The organism is Mesorhizobium sp. B3-1-9 (assembly GCF_006439595.1).
In the GTDB taxonomy this organism is placed as follows: domain Bacteria; phylum Pseudomonadota; class Alphaproteobacteria; order Rhizobiales; family Rhizobiaceae; genus Mesorhizobium.
Genome location: NZ_VFTJ01000002.1, coordinates 297820 through 320391, shown reverse-complemented (window position 1 = coordinate 320391; position 22572 = coordinate 297820). Strand labels below are relative to the sequence as shown.

Annotated in this window: 22 protein-coding genes; 10 read left to right on the top strand and 12 right to left on the bottom strand. The window is 64.6% G+C overall.

What is annotated here, in order from left to right:
- Window positions 1–57: 57 nt before the first annotated feature.
- Window positions 58–951: a hypothetical protein gene (locus FJW07_RS04970; protein WP_140854833.1), complete on the top strand. Its 894-nt coding sequence runs from the start codon at window positions 58–60 to the stop codon at window positions 949–951.
- 36 nt (window positions 952–987) lie between these two features.
- Here FJW07_RS04970 and FJW07_RS04965 read toward each other — a convergent pair whose 3' ends face one another.
- The gene (locus FJW07_RS04965; protein ID WP_140703386.1) at window positions 988–2412 is read right to left on the bottom strand and encodes a hypothetical protein; all 1425 of its coding nucleotides are present in this window, start codon (window positions 2410–2412) and stop codon (window positions 988–990) included.
- A 524-nt stretch (window positions 2413–2936) separates the two neighbouring features.
- On the opposite strand from FJW07_RS04965, the gene htpG reads away from it, so the two are divergent.
- From htpG to FJW07_RS04950, 3 genes are all read left to right on the top strand, one after another.
- Window positions 2937–4823, top strand: coding sequence for a molecular chaperone HtpG (gene htpG / locus FJW07_RS04960; protein ID WP_140854831.1), 1887 nt, complete (start codon window positions 2937–2939; stop codon window positions 4821–4823).
- Between the two features lie 291 nt (window positions 4824–5114).
- Window positions 5115–5795, top strand: a complete 681-nt coding sequence (locus FJW07_RS04955) for a glutamine amidotransferase (protein ID WP_140703382.1) — start codon at window positions 5115–5117, stop codon at window positions 5793–5795.
- 24 nt (window positions 5796–5819) lie between these two features.
- Window positions 5820–6947 (top strand): serine hydrolase domain-containing protein, encoded by a 1128-nt coding sequence (locus FJW07_RS04950; RefSeq protein WP_140854829.1) that lies wholly within the window; start codon window positions 5820–5822, stop codon window positions 6945–6947.
- 46 nt (window positions 6948–6993) lie between these two features.
- Here FJW07_RS04950 and FJW07_RS04945 read toward each other — a convergent pair whose 3' ends face one another.
- From FJW07_RS04945 to FJW07_RS04925, 5 genes are all read right to left on the bottom strand, one after another.
- Window positions 6994–8616 carry an ABC-F family ATP-binding cassette domain-containing protein gene (locus FJW07_RS04945; RefSeq protein ID WP_140854827.1) on the bottom strand — a complete coding sequence of 541 codons (1623 nt, stop codon included), beginning with the start codon at window positions 8614–8616 and terminating at the stop codon, window positions 6994–6996.
- A gap of 167 nt (window positions 8617–8783) precedes the next feature.
- Window positions 8784–9527 carry a 2OG-Fe(II) oxygenase gene (locus FJW07_RS04940; protein ID WP_140854825.1) on the bottom strand — a complete coding sequence of 248 codons (744 nt, stop codon included), beginning with the start codon at window positions 9525–9527 and terminating at the stop codon, window positions 8784–8786.
- Between the two features lie 126 nt (window positions 9528–9653).
- Window positions 9654–10178: a hypothetical protein gene (locus FJW07_RS04935; protein ID WP_140854823.1), complete on the bottom strand. Its 525-nt coding sequence runs from the start codon at window positions 10176–10178 to the stop codon at window positions 9654–9656.
- A gap of 5 nt (window positions 10179–10183) precedes the next feature.
- Window positions 10184–10606 carry an OsmC family protein gene (locus FJW07_RS04930; RefSeq protein WP_140854821.1) on the bottom strand — a complete coding sequence of 141 codons (423 nt, stop codon included), beginning with the start codon at window positions 10604–10606 and terminating at the stop codon, window positions 10184–10186.
- A gap of 229 nt (window positions 10607–10835) precedes the next feature.
- A complete protein-coding gene (locus FJW07_RS04925) occupies window positions 10836–12386 on the bottom strand; it encodes an acid phosphatase (protein ID WP_140854819.1) in 1551 nt (516 codons plus the stop codon).
- Window positions 12387–12591: 205 nt separating this feature from the next.
- Between FJW07_RS04925 and FJW07_RS04920 the strand changes: the two genes are divergently transcribed.
- Entirely contained in the window at window positions 12592–13857 is a 1266-nt protein-coding gene (locus tag FJW07_RS04920; protein ID WP_140854817.1) for a cytochrome c peroxidase, read from the top strand.
- 154 nt (window positions 13858–14011) lie between these two features.
- Entirely contained in the window at window positions 14012–14263 is a 252-nt protein-coding gene (locus tag FJW07_RS04915) for a hypothetical protein (protein ID WP_140854815.1), read from the top strand.
- Between the two features lie 51 nt (window positions 14264–14314).
- Here the strand turns inward: FJW07_RS04915 and FJW07_RS04910 are convergent, their stop codons facing one another.
- Both FJW07_RS04910 and FJW07_RS04905 read right to left on the bottom strand, forming a co-directional pair.
- Window positions 14315–14902, bottom strand: coding sequence for a dihydrofolate reductase family protein (locus tag FJW07_RS04910; RefSeq protein WP_140854813.1), 588 nt, complete (start codon window positions 14900–14902; stop codon window positions 14315–14317).
- A gap of 46 nt (window positions 14903–14948) precedes the next feature.
- On the bottom strand, window positions 14949–15803 hold the full coding sequence (locus FJW07_RS04905; RefSeq protein ID WP_140854812.1) for an NmrA family NAD(P)-binding protein: 855 nt from the start codon (window positions 15801–15803) through the stop codon (window positions 14949–14951).
- Between the two features lie 101 nt (window positions 15804–15904).
- On the opposite strand from FJW07_RS04905, the gene FJW07_RS04900 reads away from it, so the two are divergent.
- Entirely contained in the window at window positions 15905–16321 is a 417-nt protein-coding gene (locus tag FJW07_RS04900) for a helix-turn-helix domain-containing protein (protein ID WP_140644987.1), read from the top strand.
- 116 nt (window positions 16322–16437) lie between these two features.
- Here the strand turns inward: FJW07_RS04900 and FJW07_RS04895 are convergent, their stop codons facing one another.
- The 3 genes from FJW07_RS04895 to FJW07_RS04890 form a co-directional block, all read right to left on the bottom strand.
- Window positions 16438–16947, bottom strand: coding sequence for a hypothetical protein (locus tag FJW07_RS04895; RefSeq protein WP_140854809.1), 510 nt, complete (start codon window positions 16945–16947; stop codon window positions 16438–16440).
- Between the two features lie 231 nt (window positions 16948–17178).
- Window positions 17179–17325: a hypothetical protein gene (locus tag FJW07_RS31600; protein ID WP_181175240.1), complete on the bottom strand. Its 147-nt coding sequence runs from the start codon at window positions 17323–17325 to the stop codon at window positions 17179–17181.
- Window positions 17326–17425: 100 nt separating this feature from the next.
- On the bottom strand, window positions 17426–17620 hold the full coding sequence (locus FJW07_RS04890) for a hypothetical protein (protein ID WP_318014052.1): 195 nt from the start codon (window positions 17618–17620) through the stop codon (window positions 17426–17428).
- A gap of 227 nt (window positions 17621–17847) precedes the next feature.
- Between FJW07_RS04890 and FJW07_RS31595 the strand changes: the two genes are divergently transcribed.
- The 3 genes from FJW07_RS31595 to FJW07_RS04880 all read left to right on the top strand — a co-directional run bounded on the left by FJW07_RS31595 (window position 17848) and on the right by FJW07_RS04880 (window position 21681).
- A complete protein-coding gene (locus FJW07_RS31595) occupies window positions 17848–18009 on the top strand; it encodes a hypothetical protein (RefSeq protein ID WP_181167121.1) in 162 nt (53 codons plus the stop codon).
- A gap of 652 nt (window positions 18010–18661) precedes the next feature.
- Window positions 18662–20188, top strand: a complete 1527-nt coding sequence (locus FJW07_RS04885; RefSeq protein WP_246680656.1) for a tlde1 domain-containing protein — start codon at window positions 18662–18664, stop codon at window positions 20186–20188.
- Between the two features lie 245 nt (window positions 20189–20433).
- A complete protein-coding gene (locus FJW07_RS04880; protein ID WP_140854805.1) occupies window positions 20434–21681 on the top strand; it encodes a glycosyltransferase in 1248 nt (415 codons plus the stop codon).
- Between the two features lie 2 nt (window positions 21682–21683).
- Here FJW07_RS04880 and FJW07_RS04875 read toward each other — a convergent pair whose 3' ends face one another.
- Complete coding sequence (locus FJW07_RS04875; RefSeq protein WP_246677168.1) at window positions 21684–22442, bottom strand: DUF4239 domain-containing protein; 759 nt, start codon at window positions 22440–22442, stop codon at window positions 21684–21686.
- Window positions 22443–22572 lie beyond the last annotated feature (130 nt).

Genomic DNA, 22572 nt, shown 5'->3' with positions numbered 1-22572 from the left:
CCGCCAAGTCGGGCGATGGCTCGCAAGGGTTCTTGATCGCTTACCTTGGGGTGCAGCATGCGGTTGGTTTTAACGCTTCTCTTTGCACTGGCGGGCAGCACGGCGCTCGCCGCCTCGCCGGAAGACGATTACGTCGCGGCGCGCGACAAGGCGATTGCCGACATCACCGCGCAGGAAAGCGCCAATACCGCAATCGAAACCATCGATGCCCAGAACGAGAAGGCGCTGGCCGACCTGCAGCAGCGTCTCGCCGCCATTCTCGGCCCGCTTGCGGTCAAGGGCTTTCCAACGACGGGCACCATGAACATCGAAAGCCTCAACGCTTCCGACATCGGCTATGGCATGCTGGACGGGCTGCGATATGCCCAGAGCGACGACGGTCCGAGCATCGTCGTCTCGACGCGCGGGCTGACCGAGCGCTGGCTCAAATCCAAATCGGCCGAAACGGAAGCAGATTTCAAGCTGCCCGCCGATATCGGCGCGGCGCTGAAGCTCGACAGTTTCTACACCCAGGCCATCGGCAGCGACGCGGCATTCTCCGGCACGCTCGATTTTTCGCTGAAGAAGCCCGACGGCGCCGATGCGGCGGTCGCCCGGCTCGGTGGCTGGACCCAGGATGTCGGACCGATCTACGACCAGCACGTCGTCGTGGCGGTCGTGAAGGGCGACCGCGTGCTGATTGCCGAAGCGCCCGCCTCGCCCGCCGTGCCGAAGATCGCGGCGTGCGGTTCGCTGTGGGCAGCCGCCGACGCCGCCGCGCAGAAAACCCAGCAGAGCGATGATGGCGCGGACCAGGACGACTCGACCGCCACCGATGCCGCCAACGCCGCCTGGGAAAAGGGCGACGCCGACTACCGCGCCTGCATGGCCCAGCGCCTGCCAGGTGATCCGTCCTTCCCGGCGCTGCTCAAGCAGGCGCAGGATCTTGCCGACGGCATGGCGGGGCAATAGCCGGCAGAGCGATCTCCGGAATTACGCAGCGATTTCTCAGCTTCCGTTTGCCCGCATGTTGCGCCGAGCAACACGCCGGGCGGTGGCGCGCCCCGCTTCCGCGATGATCCCATTGGCCTGAGGCGGGGCATCCTTGCGCGACCTTGCGTCGGTCACCCTATGCAGCCGCTCGTAAGGCAGCAATTCCCGGATGCGGGCATTGAGCGCTTCGACTTCGGCGTGCAGATCCTCGCATTCCTGCTTCTGGATATCGAGCTGGATCTGCTCGGACGCCTGCTGCAGCGAAAGCTGTGAGAGATTGGTGCTGACCGCGGACAGGTTCTTCTTGTCGGTTTCGCTCTCGTCCTTGAGAACGGCGAGCCTTTCCTCCGCAATCTGGCGTTCGGTGACGGCATCGTTCAACTGCGCCCTGAGCCTGGCGATCTCGGCCGTGGCTTCGTCGTTGTCGGCGGAGACGTGATCCAGGCGCGATTGCAGTTCCTGGATCTCAGCACGCAAACCGCGCATTTCCGCCTGACCGCGCGCCAGTTCGGCGGCACTGTCGCTTTCGGCGATCCGCGCCATCTCGGCGGTTTCGGCAAGCTTGGCTTGCGTTGCCTCCAGCGTTTTCTGTAGTCGGGTTTCCTCTTTTTCGTGGTTGCCGAGTTGAGCCATCAGCTCGGCGATGTGAGCGGTTTCGCCGGCGTGGGTTGCCGCGAATTCGTCGAACCTGTGCCGGGCCTCCTCCTCGCGCTTTTGCGCCTGCTCCAGATCGACCGAGAGGCCGACCTGCTTTTCGCGCAGCAGCTTGTTCTCGGCGCCGCGTCTGTCGAGCTCCACTGTTTTGGCCGCCAGAGCCTTGGCGATCTCGCCGAACTCCGTCTCGCGCCTGGTGCTCTCGTTGCCCATCTCCACCAGCTCCAGGCGCACGGCCGCAAGCGCTGAGCGCAGTTGCTCCCGGTCCTGAACGAGACTCGCCTCGCGCTGCTGCCACGCCTCGGCCGCGCCGTCGCGTTCGCGCTGCCTGCGGGCGGCGTCAAGCAGTTGTTCTGAAAGCGTTTTGTGTTCCGTGGTGAGGGCGAGGTTTGCCAGTTCCAGCTCGTTGGAGCGCAACACGTCGCGATGGAACACGTTGAGGACTTCGCGCGTCATATGGTGCGCGGTGGCGATCTCGGCCAGCTTCGCCTCGATCTCCTGCAGATGGCTCTGGCCATCCCGGAAAAGCCCGGCGACGGCCTCCAGAGCGGCCAGCCGCGTCTGGGTATGCGGTGTCAGCCGCGATGTCGCTGTGCCGGACGGCTCTTCAGCAGGCGGATTCTCGTCGCTTGCCACCAGTTCCTGGCCGGCAACGGCATCGTCCTCCGAGGGCTGCTGTTCATCATCTTTAAGAACGTCCTCGAATGCTTCCGCCAGATCCGATTGAAGTTCCTGAAATTCCTTATCGACGTCCTCGGCCCGCTTTATCAGAGACTTGAAATTCATCACGGCACATCCCTTACGATCGACGACACACCTTTTACGCTCGCCCCAAGCGTACTTAACGAATTGCTAATCTATCCCTTTACCTTCCGTTCGGGAAGCCTGGGCAAAGGAAACCAGAATTAAGGTTATCGCCGGTCCCAACCTTATGCGGTTCCGCCCTAGGTGATCCCTTCTTCCGCTCTTAACATATGTTAGTGTTCTCTCAGGGCAGGTGCTGAAAGCATGCTCAGCAAAAGGGAAAGACAGCGAGCTGCTTGTCATCATTCACATGAGCGATGCGAAGACTTTCAAAGCCACAAACAAGCACTAAAAACAGAGTTCCTCTGCCGACCCGATCGCAGAGCGTTCGATGGAGTCGGCTTTCCACATACCTCTCGCCGCCTCTTGTTGCCTTCCCCTCGCATCCCGATATTGTCCTGCCGAAGCCGGTCCCGCCTGGGCCGCGGCACAATTGAACAATCGTGGGATGAATCCCTGAAACGCTTCTGGCGCGTCAGGCAGAGTGGAGATTTGGGAAAGGCGAGATGACGGATCAGAATACGGAAACCAGGACATTCGAGGCGGACGTCTCGCGGCTGCTGCACATGATGGTGCATTCGGTCTATTCGGACCGTGACGTCTTCCTGCGCGAGCTGATCTCCAACGCGGCCGATGCCTGCGAGAAGCTGCGCTTCGAGGCGGTGAGCCGGCCTGAGTTGCTGGGTGACGATGCCAAGCCGCGCATCACGATCGCGGCCGATCCGGACAACAGAGAGCTTGTCGTCGAGGACAATGGCATCGGCATGAGCCGCGACGAGATGGCCGAGGCGCTGGGCACCATCGCGCGCTCCGGCACGCGCGTCTTCCTGGAGCGCGTAGAGGCCGGCAAGGCAGCGGAAGACACTCAGCTCATCGGCCAGTTCGGCGTCGGCTTCTATTCCGCTTTCATGGTCGCCGACCGGGTCGACGTCATTAGCCGCCAGGCCGGCAGCGACGAGGCCTTCCGCTGGTCGTCCGACGGCAAGGGCACCTATGAAATCGCGCCGGCGCCGCTCGAGGCGGCGCCCAGGCGCGGCACCCGTGTGGTGCTGCATCTGATGGAGGACGCCTCTTCCTACACCACGTCCTACCGGCTCGAGGGCCTGGCGAAGTCGCAGTCGGGCCATGTGCCGGTGCCGATCACGCTTGTCGAGAAACCCGGCGCCGAGCCGCGCGACATTGCCGACGGCACGGCGCTCTGGGTGCGGCAGAAGAGCGAGATCAAGCCGGAAGAATATACCGACTTCTACCGCAGCATCGCCGGCCAGTATGACGAGCCGGCCTCGACCATCCATTTCCGCGCCGAGGGCCGGCAGGAATACAGCGTTCTCGCCTTCGTGCCGGGATCGCGGCCGTTCGACCTGTTCGACCAGGACCGCAAGGGCCGCATGAAGCTTTATGTGCGGCGCGTCTTCATCACCGACGACGCCGACGTGCTGCCGCGCTACCTGCGCTTCGTGCGCGGCCTGGTCGATTCCGCCGACCTGCCGCTCAACGTGTCGCGCGAGATGATCCAGGAAAGCCCGTTGCTCGCAGCGATCCGCAAGGGCGTGACCAACCGCGTTCTCGGCGATCTCCTAAAGCTCGCCGACAACGATGCCGAAGCCTACGCCAAAATCTGGGAAAATTTCGGCGTCGTGCTGAAGGAAGGGCTTTACGAGGACTACGAGCGGCGCGAGCAGTTGCTGAAGCTTGCCCGCTTCCGTTCGACGACTTCAGGCGAAGGCTGGCGCAGCCTGGCCGATTATGTTGGAGCGATGAAGGAAGGCCAGAAGGCGATCTTCTTCATGGCCGGCGACGACCGCGCCCGGCTGGAGGCCTCGCCGCAGTTGGAAGGCTTTCGCGCACGCGGTATCGAGGTGCTGTTGCTCACCGACCCGGTCGACAGTTTCTGGGTAACGATGGCGCCGGAGTTCGACGGCAAGCCGTTCAAGTCGGTGACGCAGGGCGCGGCCGAGCTTGCCGATGTCGCGCTGCCCGAGCACGCAGCAAAGCCGGACACCGAGACGTCATCCGACATCGCGACGTTCCTTGCCTTCGTGAAGACCACGCTCGGCGACGAGGTGTCGGACGTGAAGGCCTCCGACCGGCTGACCGAAAGCGCCGTCTGCCTGGTCGCGCCGGAGCATGGCCCGGACCGCCAGTTCGAACGTCTGCTCAACGCCGCCGGCCGGCTCGAGAAGGCCGCCAAACCGATCCTCGAGATCAACCCGCGCCATGAGCGCGTGGCGGCGCTGGCAAAGCTCGGCGACGACGAAAAAGCGTTCAAGGAAGACGCAGCGCACCTGCTCTACGACGAAGCGCGCGTGCTCGACGGCGACAAGCCGGCTGACGCCAAGGCCTTCTCGGCGCGCCTGGCGCGACTGATCGATCGCGGGCTAGCGAGGGGGTGATGAGGCCCCTACCGAGATGCGCCGCCCGTGCCTCGTCATCCTAGGGCGAAGCAAGGAGCGCAGCGACGAGCGCAGACCCTAGGATCCATGCCATGACGCTAAGCCGTTGCAGCGGTTACAGAATTCTGCACCGCTGAGCTCTACGACACGTGTCACGGCATGGATTCTCGGGTCAAGCCCGAGAATGACGAACGGAAAGGCGTCGGCGCCAAACACCACCGGAAGTTGGCACATTGCCAATGATGTACCAAGCGTTACCGTAGGCTCGCGAAACGAGCGGCAGGTGTTCCTATGAAGCGCATTGTTCTGGTCAGGCATTCGGAAGAGCCGGGCGACGATCATGTCCAGACGACGCTTGAGGCGAACGGCCATGCGATCACGACCGCGATGCCGTTCAAGGGCGATCCGATCGACCTCGGGTCCGTCGATGGAGCGGTGATCTATGGCGGTCCGTTCAATGTCTTCGACACCGACATACACCCGTTCCTAAACGACGAAGCCGCGCTGATCGAGCATTGCCTGGACAACGATCTGCCGCTGCTCGGCATCTGCCAGGGCGCGCAGCAGATCGCCTGGCATCTCGGCGCCGATGTCGGGCCGGTGGAAAGCGGCATCCGGGAGTTCGGCTATTTCGAGATCACGCCGACGGCCGAGGCCGGCGATTTCCTCGACCGGCCGCTCTTCCTGCCGCAGAACCACTTTCATACTTTCGCCGTGCCGGCCGGCGCCGTGCATCTCGCTTCGAGCGACACGTTCCCCAATCAGGCGTTCCGGATCGGCGACAAGACCTATGCGCTGCAATTCCATGCCGAGCAGGGTCCGGCCGGCTTTCGGCGCTGGCAGGAACGGCAAGCCGCGCCCTACGGAACGCTCGGCGCGCAGGACCGGGACGAACAGGACAGGTTGATGGCGGCCCACCACGCAGCGCAGCTTGCCTGGTTCAGCGGCTTTGTGACCAAGCTGTTCGGTTGAGGCGCATTTGGTGGGAATTCGCGCATGACCATAGACGGCGTCTGCGATCCGCGTTTTGCCGGAGTGCGCGATGCGTTCGCCTGGTGTTTCGCTCAAGGCCTCGAGCATGGCGGCGGCGTCTCGGTCGTGGCCCACGGCAGGACCGTCGTCGATCTCTGGGGCGGCCATGCGGATGCCGCGCGCACCCGCCCGTGGCGGCGTGACACGCTGGTCAACGTCTGGTCTTCGACCAAGGGCGTCGTGGCGCTGGCGATCGCGATGCTGGTGGAGCGCGGCAAGCTGGATTATGCCGCACCGGTGGCGCGCTATTGGTCGGAATTCGCGGCGGGCGGCAAGGAATACATCACGCTAGACCAGGTGATGTCGCACCAGTCCGGGCTGAACGGTCTTGCCGTGCCGATGGATGAGGCTGGCCTGCTCGCCTGGGCGCCCTATGCCGACGCGCTTGCCACCATGTCGCCGCTATGGGAGCCCGGCAGCCGCTGTGTCTACCATGCCCTGACCTACGGCCATCTTGCCGGCGAGGTGCTGCGGCGCGTCGACGGGCGCAGCATCGGCCGCTTCATCGCGGAAGAGATCGCAGTCCCGCTTGGGGCCGATTTCCATGTCGGCCTGCCGCAAGCCCAGGATTCCCGTGCCGCCGAGATGATCGAGGGCCCGAAGACGTCCGATTGGGTCGACTTCGTGCGCGCTTCTCCCTTTCCCCACGCATGCGACAATCCGGCCCCCCGCGCATTGGCGCCCAACGACCGCGCCTGGCGCGCCGCCGAGGTGCCGGGCGGCAACGGCCAGTCCACGGCGAATGCGCTGGCGCGTATCTACGGCATGATGGCGGCGGGCGGGAGCTTTGAGGGCAAGCCCCTGATCGGCCGAGCGGCGATCGAAGAAGCCGCACGGCCGCGCTTTCGCGGCATGGACGACAGCTTCGCGCTGCCAGCCGCCTTCGCCGCCGGCTATCAGATCGAGGATCCTGTCTATGCCCGCCGCGCATCGCCGCAGACATTCGGCCATACCGGCTGGGGCGGCGCCATCGGCTTTGCCGACCCCGGCGCCGGCGTTGGGTTCGGCTATGTCACCAACCGCATGGTGGGTTTCGACGATGTGGACCCGCGCCGCAAGGCCCTGATCGACTCCATCTACGACGCGCTCTGACGCCAGATGAAGCGCTACCGCGCTGTCGGCCGAGGGCCGGCCCTGCCTACCCTCTCAGCCCCGGCGCTTCCTGGCCGGTGCGCGCGACATATTCGGTATAGCCGCCGCCATAGGTGTGGATGCCGTCTGGCGTCAGTTCCAGCACACGGTTGGAGAGTGCCGCCAGGAAATGGCGGTCGTGCGAGACGAAGAGCATGGTGCCTTCATATTGCGCCAGCGCCTCGATCAGCATTTGCTTGGTGGTGATGTCGAGATGGTTGGTCGGCTCGTCGAGCACCAGCAGGTTGGGCGGGTCGAACAGCATCAGCGCCATCACCAGCCGCGCCTTCTCGCCGCCCGACAGAACGCGGCACTTCTTCTCGATCTCGTCGCCGGAGAAACCGAAGCAGCCGGCAAGCGCGCGCAGCGGCGCCTGACCGGCCTGCGGAAACGAGTCCTCCAGCGTCTGGAAGACGGTGCGCTCGCCATCGAGCAGCTCCATGGCATGCTGGGCGAAATAGCCCATCTTGACGCTCGGGCCGCGCGCGACGGAGCCCTCGTCCGGCTCGGAGGCGCCGGCGACCAGCTTCAGAAGCGTCGACTTGCCGGCGCCGTTGACGCCCATCACGCACCAGCGCTCGCGGCGGCGGATCTGAAAGTCGAGGCCCGAATAGATATTGCGGCTGCCATAGGCCTTGTGGATGCCCTTCAGCGTCGCCACGTCCTCGCCGCAGCGCGGCGCCGGCTGGAATTCGAAGGTAACCGTCTGGCGGCGCTTCGGCGGTTCGACGCGGTCGATCTTGTCGAGCTTCTTCACCCTGCTCTGCACCTGGGCGGCATGGGAAGCGCGCGCCTTGAAACGCTCGATGAAGGCGATTTCCTTGGCCAGCATCGCCTGCTGGCGCTCGAACTGCGCCTGCAACTGCTTGTCGGCCAGCGTGCGCTGCTCCTGGTAGAATTCGTAATTGCCTGAATAGGAGGTGAGTGCGCCGGCGTCGATCTCGATGATCTTGTTGACGATGCGGTTCATGAACTCGCGGTCGTGCGAGGTCATCAGCAGCGCGCCGTCGTAATCCTTGAGGAATTTCTCCAGCCAGATCAGGCTTTCGAGGTCGAGATGGTTCGACGGCTCGTCGAGCAGCATCACGTCGGGTCGCATCAACAGGATGCGAGCCAGCGCGACGCGCATCTTCCAGCCGCCGGAGAGTTTCGAAACATCGCCGTCCATCATCTCCTGGCTGAAGCCGAGGCCGTCGAGCACCTCGCGGGCGCGGCCGTCGAGCGCATAGCCGTCGAGCTCTTCGAAGCGGTGCTGCAGTTCGCCGTAGCGCTCGATGATCTGGTCCATCTCGTCGGCGCGGTCGGGATCGCCCATGGCGTGTTCGAGCTCGCGCATCTCGGCGGCCACCGCGCTGACCGGCCCTGCGCCCTCCATGACCTCTGCCACGGCGCTCAAACCGCCCATGTCGCCGACATCCTGGCTGAAATAGCCGATGGTGACGCCGCGATCGACCGAGACCTGGCCCTCGTCCGGCTGCTCCTGTCCGATGATCATGCGGAACAACGTCGTCTTGCCGGCGCCGTTCGGGCCGACCAATCCGACCTTCTCGCCCTTCTGCAAGGCGGCCGAGGCTTCGATGAAGACGATCTGTCGGCCGTTCTGCTTGCCGATATTTTCAAGACGGATCATGGGCTCGTAGGGAGTAGGGAGTAGGGAGTAGGGAGTAGGGAGTAGGGAGTAGGGCCAATAATCGAATGCGCGGGATAAAGGAACCCCTCATCGCTTCTCGGCCTCGACGTAACCTACTGCCTACTGCCTATTGCCTATTGCCTACTGCCCTACTGCCTACTGCCTACTCACCTCGCGTCGTGGAAGATGATCCCGACCGTATGCCGCCGCCCTGACCGCAAGCGGCTCACGCCATGGCGCAGGTTGACGCGATAGTACCCCTTCGTGCCTTGCACCGGCCGGTTGTGAACCGCAAAGATAACCGCATCGCCGCGCTTCAGCGGCACCACCTCGGCGCGGCTTTGCATGCGCGGGCGCTGCTCGGTGAGCACGAATTCGCCGCCGGTGAAATCCTCACCCGGCTCGGACAACAGGACCGCCACCTGCAGCGGAAAGGCGAGTGCGCCGTAAAGATCCTGATGCAGGCAGTTGAAGTCGCCGGGGCCGTATTGCAGCAGAAGCGGCGTCGGCCTCACCTGGCCTTCGTCGTGGCAGCGCTTCAGGAAGGCGGCGTGTTCGGCCGGATAACGCTGCGCCACGCCCATCTTCTCGTTCCAGTCATTGGCGACCGTGGCGAGGCGCGGATAGAGCGCGGTGCGCAGGCCCTCGATCAGGTCCGGCAGCGGATATTTGAAATAGCGATATTCGCCCTTGCCGAAGCCGTGGCGGGCCATCAGCACATGGCTGCGGAAATGCTCCTCATGCGGATAGAGCGCAGCGATATCGGCGCATTCCTCGGGCGAGAGCAGGTCCGGCATGACGGCGCAGCCATTGACGTTGAGCTCGGTGACCAGGACGCGCCAATCCTGCGCAGCGACGCGGGCTTCGGTTGAGCGGCTGGCGCGTTTGGTGTTCAGGGAATGGATGGTCATGGGTTGGCTCCATCGCTTGCTTGCCCGAAGATGGGGCGAGCGACGGGGCCAAACCACCCGATTCATGGCAAAGTGGCGAGGCGATCGAGCTGCCAATCTCCGTCCTTGCGGGGGAGATCAGCAGCTTCACTGCTGGCGATACGCCTCCAGCTCCGGATCGAGGTCCACCTTCACCGCATTGGTAAACACACACGTCGCCACCATGATGCCGGCGAAGGCAACGAGATTGACCAGCAACGCCTCGTCATAGCGCGCCTTGAGCGCGGCCCAGGTCTCGTCCGGGACGGCATTCGCGTCCACTGCGACCGCCTTGCCGAAACCGATCAGCAGCGCCTCGTCGGTCGACGGCTCAATCGCCTCGGGATCGAGGCCGTTGTCGATCAGCGCGCGGCGGAAGAAAGTAACCGGGATTTCTGCCCGCATCGCCTCGGCGATCGTCTTCGAGAACAGCCAGATGGCGCGGTCGTCGAGCGTTGGCTTCAGCAGATCGCGCAGCGTGAACCATTCGGCGTAGATGCGATGCGCGGCCGGCGAATGAAGCGGGATGCGCTTCATGTTTGTCATGCGGCCGCGCAGCGCGAGCTCGCGGTCGTGCTCGGCGCGGATCTCGGCGGAAGCGGTGGCGTAGTCGATCGGCGAAAGATGCGCCATCGGCCTCACCCGAGCTTCGCGTGAAGTGCCGGCGCGCCGCGCAGCGTGTTTGAGACGGTGCAGATATCCTCGGCATCCGCCAGGATCCGTTCTTTCGTCGCGGCGTCGAGGTCGCCGGCGATCGTCAGGCGAATATTGAAGGTTTCCAGCCGCGACGGCTCGTCCTTCGCCTTGTCGCCGGTCACATCCGCCCCCACCTCGCCGAGCCGGTCGGCGATGCCGAGACGGGTGGCGGCGATGCGGGCGCTGAGCACCATGCAGGCGGCTAAGGAAGCATAGAGCAGATCGAGCGGGCTGAAGCCGGGCGCGCTGACCTGCGTGACCACATCGACCGTGCCGCCGGTCGGTGTCGTGACCAGCGGCAGGCCGCCCGGCGGCAGGACGGCGAGCGCGCCGGCGTTTCGGGTTCTGACTTTCAGGTCTGCCATTGCGAGGTCTCCAATTCGGAGACATTGATAGCGGACGTGAATTCACTGAGGCAATCGCCGAGGCAGGCCGTGGGCGATTGGCGTTTCCTCGCCCTCATGAAATGGGGGAGAGGTGGCTCGGCGAAGCCGAGACTGAGAGGGGAGCGCCCTACGAAGGCCCCCTCTCCGTCCGCTTCGCGGACACCTCTCCCCCGCCTCTTGGCGGGGGAGAGGAACCAGTTCTGAAACGCTACTTCGTCAGGTCGAGCGCCGCCGTCAGATCCCCCATCGGCGGCTGGTCGTTGTTGCGCAGCGCCTTGTCGCGGGCGATGAGGCCCGGCAGCACCGGCAGGTCGTAGCGGGCGGTGATGAAACGCAGGATCGAGGTCGTGTCGTATTGGGTGTGGTCGACCGTGCCCATCTTCGCATAGGGCGAGATGATGAAGGCCGGGATGCGGTTGCCCGGGCCCCAGCGGTCGGCCTTGGGCGGCGCGACGTGATCCCAGAAGCCGCCATTCTCGTCATAGGTGATGACGACCAGCATATGGGCCCATTGCGGGCTCTTCTCCAGATGCGAAACGAGGTCGGCCAAGTGCTGGTCGCCCGAGGTCACATCGGCATAGCCGGCATGTTCGTTGAGGTTGCCCTGCGGCTTATAGAAGGTGACGGACGGCAGCTTGCCGTCGTCGATCGCCTTGATGAACTCCACGCCGTCAAGGCCGCCATCCTTGAGGTGCTCGGCCCGCGCGGTCGTGCCCGGGGCATAGGCCGCGAAATAGTTGAAGGGCTGGTGGTGGAACTGGAAGTTCGGCACAGGCGTCGCGTTCTTGCCGTCGAGCGCCGCCTGCCAGGCGCCCGCATACCAGGCCCAGGAAATGCCCTTGAGCGAGAGCAGATCGCCGATGGTGATCTCGTGCTGCGGCGGGAGCGTGGTCGGCTGCGCCGGATCGGCGAGCGTCTTGTCGCCGCCCTCGGCCGGCTTGTTGGCGCTCGGCTGGTAAGGCGGCTGCATGGTGTTGACGGCGTAGAAGTCGGGCGTGATGGCGCCGTCATTGGCGAATTTCGGCACGCCGCCCAGCGCCGAGGCGGGCGAGTTGTCGGCCGGCTTCAGCGTCACGCCATCCGGCTCGACAACGGCGATCTGGCCCTTCACCGGGCTGGTGTCGGCATTGGGATAGTGGGGCGCGCAGGCGCAGGCGAGCATGAAGTGGTTGAGGAAGGAGCCGCCGAAGGCGCCCTGGAAGAAATTGTCCGCCAGCACGTATTTTTTGGCGATCGCCCACATTGGCAGGTTGGAGCCGTCATAGTGGCCCATGACCAGCGAGCCGGAATCGGCCCAGGCGACGAACTTGTCGTTCCGGCCGCCGTCGATCTGCATCTGCTCCTGGTAGAAGCGGTGCCAGAGATCGTGCGTGACGACGTTGGTGCCCTCGTTGAAGCCCTTGGGATCGTCGATGGCGAAGGTGGCGTTGGCCAAATGCGCGCTCTGCGCCTCCGTCACCGCCGGCGTGACGCCCTTGCCGGTCAAGCCGCCCCAGGCCGGCGGCAGTTCGGAAAGCGGCTTGCCATCGCGGTCGAGCTGACGCGCCTGGTCGGGCGAAACGTTGGCCAGGCCGTTGGCGCCGGAGAAGCCGCCGTAGAGGTTATCGAAGCTGCGGTTCTCGGCGTAGATGACGACGACGGTGTCGATCTTGTCGTAGCCGGGAGGAGCCGCGTAGGCAGCAGCGGAGAACGATGCCAGCGCCGTGGAGGCGAGGCAAAGCGAGAGGAAGGACCGGGGGGAGAGAAAGAATCGGGTCATCGGGAAATGCCTCGTGGCTTGGGAATGGCTGGAGGACGGCAATGCAGGAACGCAACTGCATCAATGCCGAGCTACTTCGGCGCCTTGTCACCCATGTGACAGTTCCGCAGCGTCCGAACACGGTTTCGTGAGCGAGAAAGCCGGTCATCAATCCGTTGCACTCGATCCTTACGTCGCGAACGAAATCGGGCGAAGGAAATCAGGGATGTCGCCGCAGACGATGGGACGGAAAAATCACGCGATCGCCCTTCTGGCGGCCTCGATCGTCGGCTTGACCGCGCCTGCGAGCACCGCGGAGCCGTCCGGTGTCCACCCCGGGCCGATGTCGCGCCAGGAAGCCTTCGCCCGCGCCGAGGCGCTGACGGCGCTCGGGCGGCAGATGTTCCTTGACCCTTCGCTCTCCGCCTCGGGCAAGCAGGCCTGCTCGTCCTGCCACGATCCCAACCACGCCTTCGGACCGGCCTCGGCGGCACCCGTCGAGATGGGCGGAGCCAAGCTCGACCAGCCCGGCGTTCGCGCCGTGCCGTCGCTGCGCTACCTGCAGGCGGCGCCTGCCTTCACCGAGCATTTCTACGACTCCGAGGACGAAGGCGACGAAAGCGTCGACAATGGCCCGACCGGCGGCCTGACCTGGGACGGCCGCGCCGACCACGGCAAGGACCAGGCGAGAATCCCGCTGCTGTCGCCCTTCGAGATGGGCAACAAGGACGAGGCCGACGTGGTCGCGGCGCTGCGCAAGGCGCCCTATGCCGGCGCCTTCAAGGCGGCGTTCGGCGCCGATGTGTTCGAGCACCCGCAGGATGCCTTCGACGCCGCGGTCGAAGCGCTCGGCACATTCGAGCAGAGCAGCGCCGATTTCTATCCCTATTCCAGCCGCTACGATGCTTTCCTCGCCGGCAAGGCGCAGCTCTCGGCGCAGGAATTGCGCGGCCGCATGCTGTTCGAGGACGAAGCGAAGGGCAATTGCGCGAGCTGCCATCTCAGCGAGCCCGCCAATGACGGCGAGCCGCCGCAGTTCACCGACTATGGCCTGATCGCGATCGCCGTGCCGCGCAATCCGGCGATCCCCGCCAATGCCGATCCCAATTATGTCGACCTCGGCCTGTGCGGACCGCTGCGCACCGATTTCAAAGGCCGCGCCGAATATTGCGGCCTGTTCAAGACGCCGACCCTGCGCAACGTGGCCTTGCGAAAGAGCTTCTTCCACAACGGCTATTTCCACTCGCTGCGCGAGGCGGTCGCCTTCTACGCCAGCCGCGATACGGATCCCGGGCGCTGGTATCCGAAGAAGGCGGACGGCACGGTCGACAAATTCGACGACCTGCCAAAGGTTTACTGGCCGAACCTCAACACCGACCCACCCTTCAACGGCAAAAAGCCGGGCGACAAGCCGGCGCTGAACGACGCCGAGATCGACGACATCGTCGCCTTCCTCGGCACGCTGACCGACGCCGACCAGGCTGGGCAATAGGGCGACCGGCAGCCAAGGAGACTGGTGGAACACACGGCCTGCTTGCAGCCGGAGCCGTGCTATCCACCGCAAAAGTGTGCCAATGTGAGCCACGTCATAGGAACGCCAAGTCGCGCCTGCTATATTGCCCACCTCTTCACAGATGGAGTCTGCGATGAGGTTCGTCGCGGTGCAGGAGCCGCCCGGCGGCAGTTGGGCGGTGTTCGATGCGGGCAATGGCGCGCCGGCCGAATATGCCGGCCGGGTGCTTATCGGCCTGACATCGCGCGAGGCCCGCTGGTTCGTCGCCGCGGGCAACGACCAGGCGGCTTGGCCACGGCCCGGCCGGCCAGGCGCGCAACTGCGGTTGGTCAGCGGAGGCGGCTCGCCGCCGATGCGCGAAAGGCACGGCCAAACAGGCGGTTGAGAAGACGCACTGACGGATTGATTCAAGCCGGCGCGACCTCGGTGTCGCTCCTCATTGTGCCGGCGCGTAGCGGCTCACCACCATGCCGCTGGCATAGGGCTTCGAGCCGAGGAGCTTCAGCTTGGCAAAACCGCCCTTCTCGAAGATGCGGCGGCCGCTGCCCAGAACCGCCGGATTGATGAAGAGCTGGAACTCGTCGACCAGGCCGGCGGCGATCAGCGCGGCGGCAAAGCCCGCGCCGCCGAACACGGCGATGTTGCCGCCCGCGCCTTGCTTCAGCGCATCGACCTCGCGCGGCAGGTCGCCACTGACGACGCGGGTGCGTTCCCAGCGCGAAGCCTCGAGCTTGTCGCTCGCCACGATCTTCTCAGCCTCGACGATGCGTCGCGCGAAGGCATAGAAGCGATCCTTCGGGTATTTTCTCGCCGCGTTGCCCCAATGGGTCAGATACCCCTCCTCAGCCATCTTGCGGCTCAACAGGATGGTGTCGATTGTTTGGAAGACAGCGTTGAAATCCTGCTTGAGTTCTTCGTCCCAGGCATTGTCATCGCCCCATTCCCAGAGCTGCCAGCGATGCCCCTCGTCCGCGCCGACAAAGCCGTCGACCGACATCTGCATCTGAAGGATGAGCTTTTTCATTTTGGGTCTCCTCGCTAGGAATTTCTGCCGTGAAGGTTCAGGCGGCTCAGCGCGAACGGGCGAAAGTCCGCGCCCAGTCTTCGAAGGTGGTCGGCGTGGCGTTTTCGGCCGAGGGTGCCTCCAGCGCCCAGCGCTCGCCTCTGTTGAAGCTTGCCGCCGTTTCGCCCAGCGCATCGGCAAAACTCGCCGATATGCCGTTGGCGACCATGCCGGCCCGCGCTTCGGCGAACGGCGCTTCATGATAGGCGACATCCTTGCCGATCGCCCGGCCCAGGATCGTGGTGGCCTGTTCGAGCGTGTAGGAACCGCCGCCGTGCAATTCGACGACGCGCCGGGCCGGAAAATGTTCGGCGCTCAACAGGGCGGCGGCGCGCTCGCCAACGTCCTTGGCGGCAATCAACGGCATCGGCAGGTCGCCGCGGAAGGGCGAGGCGAAGACGCCGGACGCCGCCTGCTCGACGAAGCCCATGCCCTTGACGAAATTCTCCATGAAGAAGGAGGCGCGCAGATAGACGAGCTCCTCCAGGCCCAGCGCGGCAAGCCGCTCCTCCATCATCGCGGCGCCAAGCGAGGTACCCATTCTGAGATGGGCATTGAGGCCGCTGAGCAGCACGACACGGTGCAGGCCTGCCTTGGCGATGGACGATGCCAGCCGTGCGCCGACTTGGTCCTCGAATCTGTGCAGGTCGGGCGTGGTGACATCGAAAGGGATCATCACATAGGCGCCGGCGGCGTCCGAGAAGGCGGCGTCGAGCGCCGCCTGGTCGTCAAGCGCAACGCCGAGGCTGCGGGCGACGCCGCGTACCGTATGCCCTGCCCTGGTCAGCTTTGCCGAGACCTCGGCGCCGACCTCGCTGGTTGCACCGACGACCACCACCGTGCGGTTCGCTTGCTGGTTCATGACGCTCCTCCTCTGTGCTCAAATGATTTACTTTTGGAACCATTTGACGCAACGCGAGAACGATGTCAATAGTAAAGTGATTTAAAAATGGAACCATATTGATGTCGACCAAGGGAAGATCCGGCTGCCCGATCAACCTGTCGCTCGAGCTGCTCGGCGACCGCTGGACGCTGCTCATCATCCGCGACCTGATCTTCGCCGGGAAGAAGCACTTTCGCGAATTCCTGCAATCCGACGAAGGCATCTCGTCGCGCACGCTGGCCGAGCGGCTGCAGACGCTGCAGGACGAAGGCATCCTCACCCGCAGCGACGACCCGAGCCACGGGCTGAAGGCGATCTATCGGCTGACCGATGCCGGCATCGACCTTTTGCCGGTGCTCGCCACGCTCGGCGCCTGGGGCGGCAAATATCGACAGGCAGACGACAAGCTGGCACAGATAGCGGATGAGCTGGCGGCTGGCGGCCAACCGGCGCTTGAGCGGATGAAGCAGAAGCTGAGAGCCGAGCATCTGGGGTAGGCGGCGCGACCTGCCTCTGCGCGCTGGCCTTCTCAATGCCGCAGCTGGGCCAACCGCCGGCGCCTGCTATCCGCGAGCCGTTCGATCCTCATTGGACAACAATTCCCCGCGGTCCGTCAGCGAGCCCGCCCACTTCCCAGCGGCCTGACCGGCTCCTCCGCCGGAGGCTCCCCGGGCAGCCCCAATCGCAGCCGCTCCTCTTCGGCAAAGATCTCGGCCTGCGCGTGGACATCGAACACTTGCTGTGTCAGCCTGCCGCCGTCGACGACGCGCACGATCCATTGGTTATTGACGGCTTTTACGCGGACACTGTCTGGCTCGCTTGTTACCATATACAGCTCCTGCTCTTCGCTCGAAGAATTGCCTGTCTCCGACCCAATACGATCTAGCGCGCCTGGAGTTGCCGAAAAGCATGGCTTATTGGTTTTTAGCGCAAAGCGGCTCGCCGTTATTCGACCTGTTTGCGAAGCCTCACGAATAAAAACGAGTATGGTGCAGCAATTGCACGTCGGCGCAGCGGAATTCGACTTCGCCATGGCGTTCGGTCGGCAGCGGATTTGGAAGGCGTCCGAATGGAACTGCGGATCGCGCAGCCCGTCACTTGGCCGTGCGAGAGTGCGGATCAACTCGCCGCGCGCCGGCGGCCCGGCAGCCTTGGGGGGTGATACTGGGTTCGGCGGCCGGGCCTGACCGGAGTTTGCGAGGCCGCCGGCTGTCGTGAGGATGCGCTTGGGGCCGGCCAAGGACAAGAACGACCTAGGCCCTAGGACCAAAGGGCATAGTCAAGACGGCCGAATTGTCATTGGCCAATTGCGATCGGATTGACCGGAAATAAGGCGCGTCGCAAGCCGGCCGCGTCAAAAGCCGAAGAAATGCCGGCCGACGAGATAGCCGAGGGCCGCGACGACCAGCGGAAACACCGCCGGCGCGGCCTTGCTGAACAGCGAGGTGTTTATCTCCTTGGCAGGAGCACTGGGTTTGGCATTGCCGAGGTTTTTGGTCATGGGATCTAATTACCGGTTGGGGCTAGCTGCCGGCCGAACCATTAAATTAGCAGTTGCTTATTAAATTTCCGGCAAGCCCGACGCTACAATTCGCAGCAATTTATTCCGATTGCTGCGTACGCTCGGCAAGCGCGAAGGCCTGAAGGTTACGCGACTTGCCGGGATCCTGGTCGGCGTTGGCGATAATGGCGTGGAAGGCCGCGCGGGCAATATCCTTCTTCTTGGCGTCCGGGTGCAGTTTTCGCACCGCCTTGAGCAGGTCTTTCGGTTTCATATCGGGGGTGACAACGCGCATCAGCGTATCGCCTATGGCCTGCAATTCGCTGGCATCCATAATGATGAACCCTGCTTTAGCGCATCCAGCTTGGCATATAGCGGTGAGAGCGCGTCATTTTTGTGATGCCCCTCGCGGACTCGGAGCCGCCTCTGCAAGAATTTCGTGGCGAAGCGTCAGCCTTGACGCCGGCGAAGGCGCGGGAACCCTGGCGTTGTCACCGAGTTTAGATCCCGAGACGAATTGCCATGGAAGACAAACCGCCAGCCGAAAACCCGGGAAGGACCCTCGTCACGGTGCTGGCAATCTGCGTTCTCATCTTCGCCCTGTTTTTTATCGGCTTCAAATATTCGGGGCCTGACCAGGGAGCGCTGATCGTGCCGGGCGCAGTACAGCAAGGCAGCAAGTGAATGACTGGCGAGCACCAAGGCCTGACCAGGCTGGTGGAGCGCCTGGCAATCCCCAAGGATTTCGCGCGGCTGCGAAGCCAGTGAGATCGGGCTGACTGTTCCGTGCCGCACCGAGGTCGCCCCGCCCGCCCGGCAGGGTGACTTTTTTTGGGGCGATCGTCGCGAATATGCGGCAGCCGACCCCCCCGAACTCCTCGCCGCCTGGCCCAGAAGTTTTTGCAACTGGCTTTTTCAGTATTCTTCAGGCTGTCGCATTTTAACCCTAATCGGCCTCTAGCCGGCCGGAGATGCTGCGGTTCCAGCCTTCACGGTTTCTTGACAGGGGCCGGAAAAACGGGCAGCAAGTCGGGTGAGGGAGAGCATTTCTCCCGTGGCGCAGACCATGGAGAGCTCTTTTTTCGCATGGACCGTCGCCAAATCGGCGATTGGTGGAGGGATTGGTTAACCATCTTTGTCCATCTTTTGAATCAATCGGCAACAGACGCGTGAAGGTGCAGGGGGCACCAGCGAACTGTGATCGTGACGGGTGCCAGGTCCGCAAACCGGCATGCCGATTGAGAGTGGTCGTATGGCGTTTTTGCGTTTGAAAAGCCGGGGTGACGCTCCTCATGGGGGGGTAACTTCGAAAAAGTCTGGTCATCGTTGGGTCGTGGTGCCTGCTGTCGGCGCCGCCCTCGCCCTATGGTCTGTCGCCACCTTGGCGGGGCTCTATTCGGTGAGCACCTCGCTGACCGCAGCTTCCAATGGATTGCCGCAAGGCCTGCTTTCGCCGCGCAACATCGCGCTTGGCGACCAGCGCCGGCTGATCGCCAACGCCTGGGCGCCGCGCCTTTCCGCCAATGGCGGCTACCAGGCGGGCTCGCTCATTGGCGGCTGCGACGCCGACTGTTTCAGCCTCGCGACAAACTTCAGACATGATAGCCAAGCTGTTGAAAAACCAAAGAATGAAGGCCACGACGGCAAGATGGCGCGCCTCAGACTGCCGGCGCCCGACAGCGTCGCGCAGGAGAAGGTGGTGGTGGCTTCGGCCGCCGGAGCCGCCGACCGTTTCGACGGCGTGGTGAAAAAAGCCGCGCTTTCGCCGCAGAAGCTTGCCGAAGCCTTTGCCCGCGCCGAGAACGCGCCGTTCCTGCTTGCCAGCCTGCCCTCGGCCAGCCGCTTCGGCGGCGCTGAGCCGGATGCCCCGGCGGAAGCCCGCTTCGGTTCGCAGCCGGCCCAAATCGCCGGCGCTTCCGAACTGGCGCTGGCGCTTGCCAACGTGGCGCAGGAGGATACGGCGGACGTTCCGACCGCCGTCGCGCTCGAAAACAGCGACGCGCCAAATGTCGCCGACACCCCGGGCAACGGCCAGGACGGCGAGTACCAGGTCGCCTCGCTGCCGCCGCAGGACGATTTGCCCGACACCATCGCCGTGCCCGGCCTTCGCCCGCGCACCACACTCGAGCGCGCTACCGAGGCGCCCGAACAGAACGCAGCCAAGTCGCAGAAACCAGAGAGCGCGAAGCCGCAGGCGGCCAGGGCCAAGCCGCAGCCAGCCGCTCCCGACACCGCGCAAAGCGCGCCGCCGGCGGTCTCGCCCAGGAACGGCGACCAGGCCCTGCCGGGCGTGCCGGGCTCAAAGCCGCTCGGGGCCGACTCCAAGCCCGGCAAGCGCAAGGCGCAGGCGTCAGAGATGCTCGCCTATGCCAAGCCTGACACGCCGGAAAGAGGCGGCCTCGGCAGCGCGTTCCGCAATCTTTTCAACGGTCCCTCCACGGGCAATGGCGTCGCTGTCTACGATATTTCGGCGAGAACCGTCTACATGCCCGACGGCTCGAAGCTGGAGGCGCATTCGGGACTTGGTTCGATGGTCGACCAGCCACGCTTCGTGGACCGCAAGAATGTCGGTCCGACACCGCCCGACACATACAATCTGTCCATCCGTGAATCGCGCTTCCATGGCGTCGAGGCGATCCGGCTGACGCCGGCCAGCGGCAGGAACAAATACGGCCGCAACGGCCTGCTCGCGCATACCTACATGCTGCGCGGCGGCCGCGCCGAGTCCAATGGCTGCGTCGTCTTCAGGGACTACCACCGCTTCCTCGCCGCTTACAAAAAGGGCAAGATCAAGCGTCTTGTCGTCGTCCCGCGGCTCACAAGGTCCCCCACCCAGGTCGCCCAGGAAGGCCGCCAGGGTTAAGCCGAACCTGCCCGGCGCGCTGGTCGCCGGCTGTTATCGATCCCCACTTGCTGGTCCGAAGGGCCTGGCGCGAAGACGCGCCCAGGTGTTTGCCGTCGCTTAAGGCCATGGCGACGATCGCAACCTCATCGGAGGAAGCGATAACGACCCTTCCCAGAAGTGAGATATGGCGCAGCCCGGGCTTGCGGCAAGCCCCCGGCCATGGCGTATCAACGCTGCTCCGAAAAACCACAACGGAGCACGGAATGCGTATCCTGTTATCGACTTACGGCTCGCGCGGGGACGTCGAACCGCTGGCGGCGCTGGGCGCGGCGTTGCGGGCGCACGGCGTCGAGGCCAAAGTGAGCGCGCCCGGCGACGCGGAGTTTGCAGCCCTCCTGGCCCGCGCCGGCGTGACGATGGCCCCGGCCTTCGAGCCGGTGCGCGAATGGGCGAAGGAAATGATCAACCGGTCGCGATCGGCGTCGCCCGAGGACCGGGCCAGGCTGATTTCCGCCCAGGCGGCCGAGATCGTCGCCAGGCAATATGAGGCGCTTAGCACAGCCGCCGAAGGCTGCGACGCCGTGGTGGCGTTCGGGCTCTTCCCGTCCTGCGCCGCCGCGCGGCTGATCGCGGAACAACGCGGCATGCGCTACATGCTCGGCACGTTCTGCCCCGTCTGGCTGCCGTCGCCGCACAACCGGCCGCATGAATATCCGAGCCATCCGCTGCCGCCCGGCGCGACCGACAACCGGTTGCTGTGGGAGATGGATATCCGAACCAAGAACGCGCTCTTCGGCGAGGCGGTCAACGGCCAGCGCGCGTCGCTCGGGCTGCCCCCGGTGGAAAATGTCCGGGATTATGTCTACGGCAACAGGGTCCTGCTCGCCTGCGACCCGACGTTCGGGCCATGGCCGGGCTCGGACCTGATCGACGCCGTCCAGACCGGCGCCTTCATCCTGCCGGACGAGCGGCCCCTTCTCGATGGCCTGGAAGCCTTTCTCGATACAGGCCCGCCACCTGTCTATGTCGGCTTCGGCTCGATATCGGTAGCCAAGGAAGCCGGCAGCACCGCCATCGCGGCAATCCGCGCCAGGGGCCTTCGCGCGGTCATCGCGCATGGCTGGGCCGAGTTCGGCCCCGTCGACGACCGCGACGACTGCTTCGCCGTCGGCGAGGTCAACCAGCAGGCGCTGTTCGGCCGCGTCGCCGCCGTCATCCACCATGGCGGCGCCGGCACGACCGTTGCCGCTGCGCGGGCGGGAGCGCCGCAGGCGATCGTGCCGCAGATCGGCGACCAGCCTTACTGGGCGCGGCGGGTGGCCGAACTGGGCATAGGGGCGGCGCATGACGGTCCGGTGCCGAGCGCGGAGTCGTTGTCGGCGGCGTTGGATGTGGCGCTGGCGCCCGAAACTAGCACGCGTGCTGCGGCAGTGGCCGGCAAGATCCGCGCCGACGGCGCCGAGGTGGCGGCAAGGCTGCTGATTGAATTGGCGGGGCAACCTAGCCGGTGAACTCATTGCGTCGTTAGTTCCGCCAGCGCCCTTTGCAGGGGCGTCGGCGAGACCTGGATCGGGCCTGAGAAGGGACTGTCCATGTCGATGATCAAATAGACCGCCGCCGCCGCCAGCGCTCCGGAAACGAGGCATGTGAAGACGACGGTGCCATTGTGCGGTGCCCGGAAGCCGAAGCTGGCGAAAATAAGCGTCAGCCATGCCACGAGCAGCACGATCAGCGGCGCAGGGATGGCGCCCTCGGATTGCTCGGCCAGTATCCAGCGCTGCTCGATCAGCTTCTGGAGTTGCTGCGTCGCAGCCTGTTGCGCGGCGGTCTGCTTGGCATCCGCGGGCGTCAATCCCGCCAGGATGTCTCCGACCTGATAGAGCAGCAGTTCCGACAGCCTGTTCGGGACGACGGTTGTGTCGCTGTCGGCGGTGGAGGTGTCGACGACGCGCTGGACATAGGCAGCGAGCGACTGCCGGGCGCTGTCCGCCTCCGGCCCGTAATGCCGGAGTGTTCGGTCGAGCAGAATAATCTCGGTGGCGAAGGTGTGTACGTTGCCGTTGATGGACTCAAACGTGTTCTTGGCCGAGTTGATCATCAGACCGAGCATAAGCGAGGACATCACCACGAAAAGGTTCGCGGCAAGCCGCACCACCGCGCTGGTGTCGTCCCTAAGGTGGTGAGCGGGGAAGCGCTCGTGCACCATCAAGCTGACCAGCGAGGCCCCGGCCAGGCAAGCAAAGATCGCTGTCCCTACAAGCACTTCGCCCATGGCTGACATTGTAACCGAGGCGCGGCGCTTGCCAATTGGCTGTGCGAGGGTTGAATTAACGTCGAAGCATAAGGACGTATATCGCTGGCCGGTAAGGCGACTTTCATGCCGGGCTCCATGCACAGCGAGG

What these genes read in the sequence shown, in the direction of transcription:
- FJW07_RS04970 (WP_140854833.1), top strand. Translation starts at nt 58, where the DNA reads ATGCGGTTGGTTTTAACGCTTCTCTTTGCACTGGCGGGCAGCACGGCG.
- FJW07_RS04965 (WP_140703386.1), bottom strand. Translation starts at nt 2,412, where the DNA reads ATGAATTTCAAGTCTCTGATAAAGCGGGCCGAGGACGTCGATAAGGAA.
- htpG (WP_140854831.1), top strand. Translation starts at nt 2,937, where the DNA reads ATGACGGATCAGAATACGGAAACCAGGACATTCGAGGCGGACGTCTCG.
- FJW07_RS04955 (WP_140703382.1), top strand. Translation starts at nt 5,115, where the DNA reads ATGAAGCGCATTGTTCTGGTCAGGCATTCGGAAGAGCCGGGCGACGAT.
- FJW07_RS04950 (WP_140854829.1), top strand. Translation starts at nt 5,820, where the DNA reads ATGACCATAGACGGCGTCTGCGATCCGCGTTTTGCCGGAGTGCGCGAT.
- FJW07_RS04945 (WP_140854827.1), bottom strand. Translation starts at nt 8,616, where the DNA reads ATGATCCGTCTTGAAAATATCGGCAAGCAGAACGGCCGACAGATCGTC.
- FJW07_RS04940 (WP_140854825.1), bottom strand. Translation starts at nt 9,527, where the DNA reads ATGACCATCCATTCCCTGAACACCAAACGCGCCAGCCGCTCAACCGAA.
- FJW07_RS04935 (WP_140854823.1), bottom strand. Translation starts at nt 10,178, where the DNA reads ATGGCGCATCTTTCGCCGATCGACTACGCCACCGCTTCCGCCGAGATC.
- FJW07_RS04930 (WP_140854821.1), bottom strand. Translation starts at nt 10,606, where the DNA reads ATGGCAGACCTGAAAGTCAGAACCCGAAACGCCGGCGCGCTCGCCGTC.
- FJW07_RS04925 (WP_140854819.1), bottom strand. Translation starts at nt 12,386, where the DNA reads ATGACCCGATTCTTTCTCTCCCCCCGGTCCTTCCTCTCGCTTTGCCTC.
- FJW07_RS04920 (WP_140854817.1), top strand. Translation starts at nt 12,592, where the DNA reads ATGTCGCCGCAGACGATGGGACGGAAAAATCACGCGATCGCCCTTCTG.
- FJW07_RS04915 (WP_140854815.1), top strand. Translation starts at nt 14,012, where the DNA reads ATGAGGTTCGTCGCGGTGCAGGAGCCGCCCGGCGGCAGTTGGGCGGTG.
- FJW07_RS04910 (WP_140854813.1), bottom strand. Translation starts at nt 14,902, where the DNA reads ATGAAAAAGCTCATCCTTCAGATGCAGATGTCGGTCGACGGCTTTGTC.
- FJW07_RS04905 (WP_140854812.1), bottom strand. Translation starts at nt 15,803, where the DNA reads ATGAACCAGCAAGCGAACCGCACGGTGGTGGTCGTCGGTGCAACCAGC.
- FJW07_RS04900 (WP_140644987.1), top strand. Translation starts at nt 15,905, where the DNA reads ATGTCGACCAAGGGAAGATCCGGCTGCCCGATCAACCTGTCGCTCGAG.
- FJW07_RS31600 (WP_181175240.1), bottom strand. Translation starts at nt 17,325, where the DNA reads ATGACCAAAAACCTCGGCAATGCCAAACCCAGTGCTCCTGCCAAGGAG.
- FJW07_RS04890 (WP_318014052.1), bottom strand. Translation starts at nt 17,620, where the DNA reads ATGCGCGTTGTCACCCCCGATATGAAACCGAAAGACCTGCTCAAGGCG.
- FJW07_RS31595 (WP_181167121.1), top strand. Translation starts at nt 17,848, where the DNA reads ATGGAAGACAAACCGCCAGCCGAAAACCCGGGAAGGACCCTCGTCACG.
- FJW07_RS04880 (WP_140854805.1), top strand. Translation starts at nt 20,434, where the DNA reads ATGCGTATCCTGTTATCGACTTACGGCTCGCGCGGGGACGTCGAACCG.
- FJW07_RS04875 (WP_246677168.1), bottom strand. Translation starts at nt 22,442, where the DNA reads ATGGGCGAAGTGCTTGTAGGGACAGCGATCTTTGCTTGCCTGGCCGGG.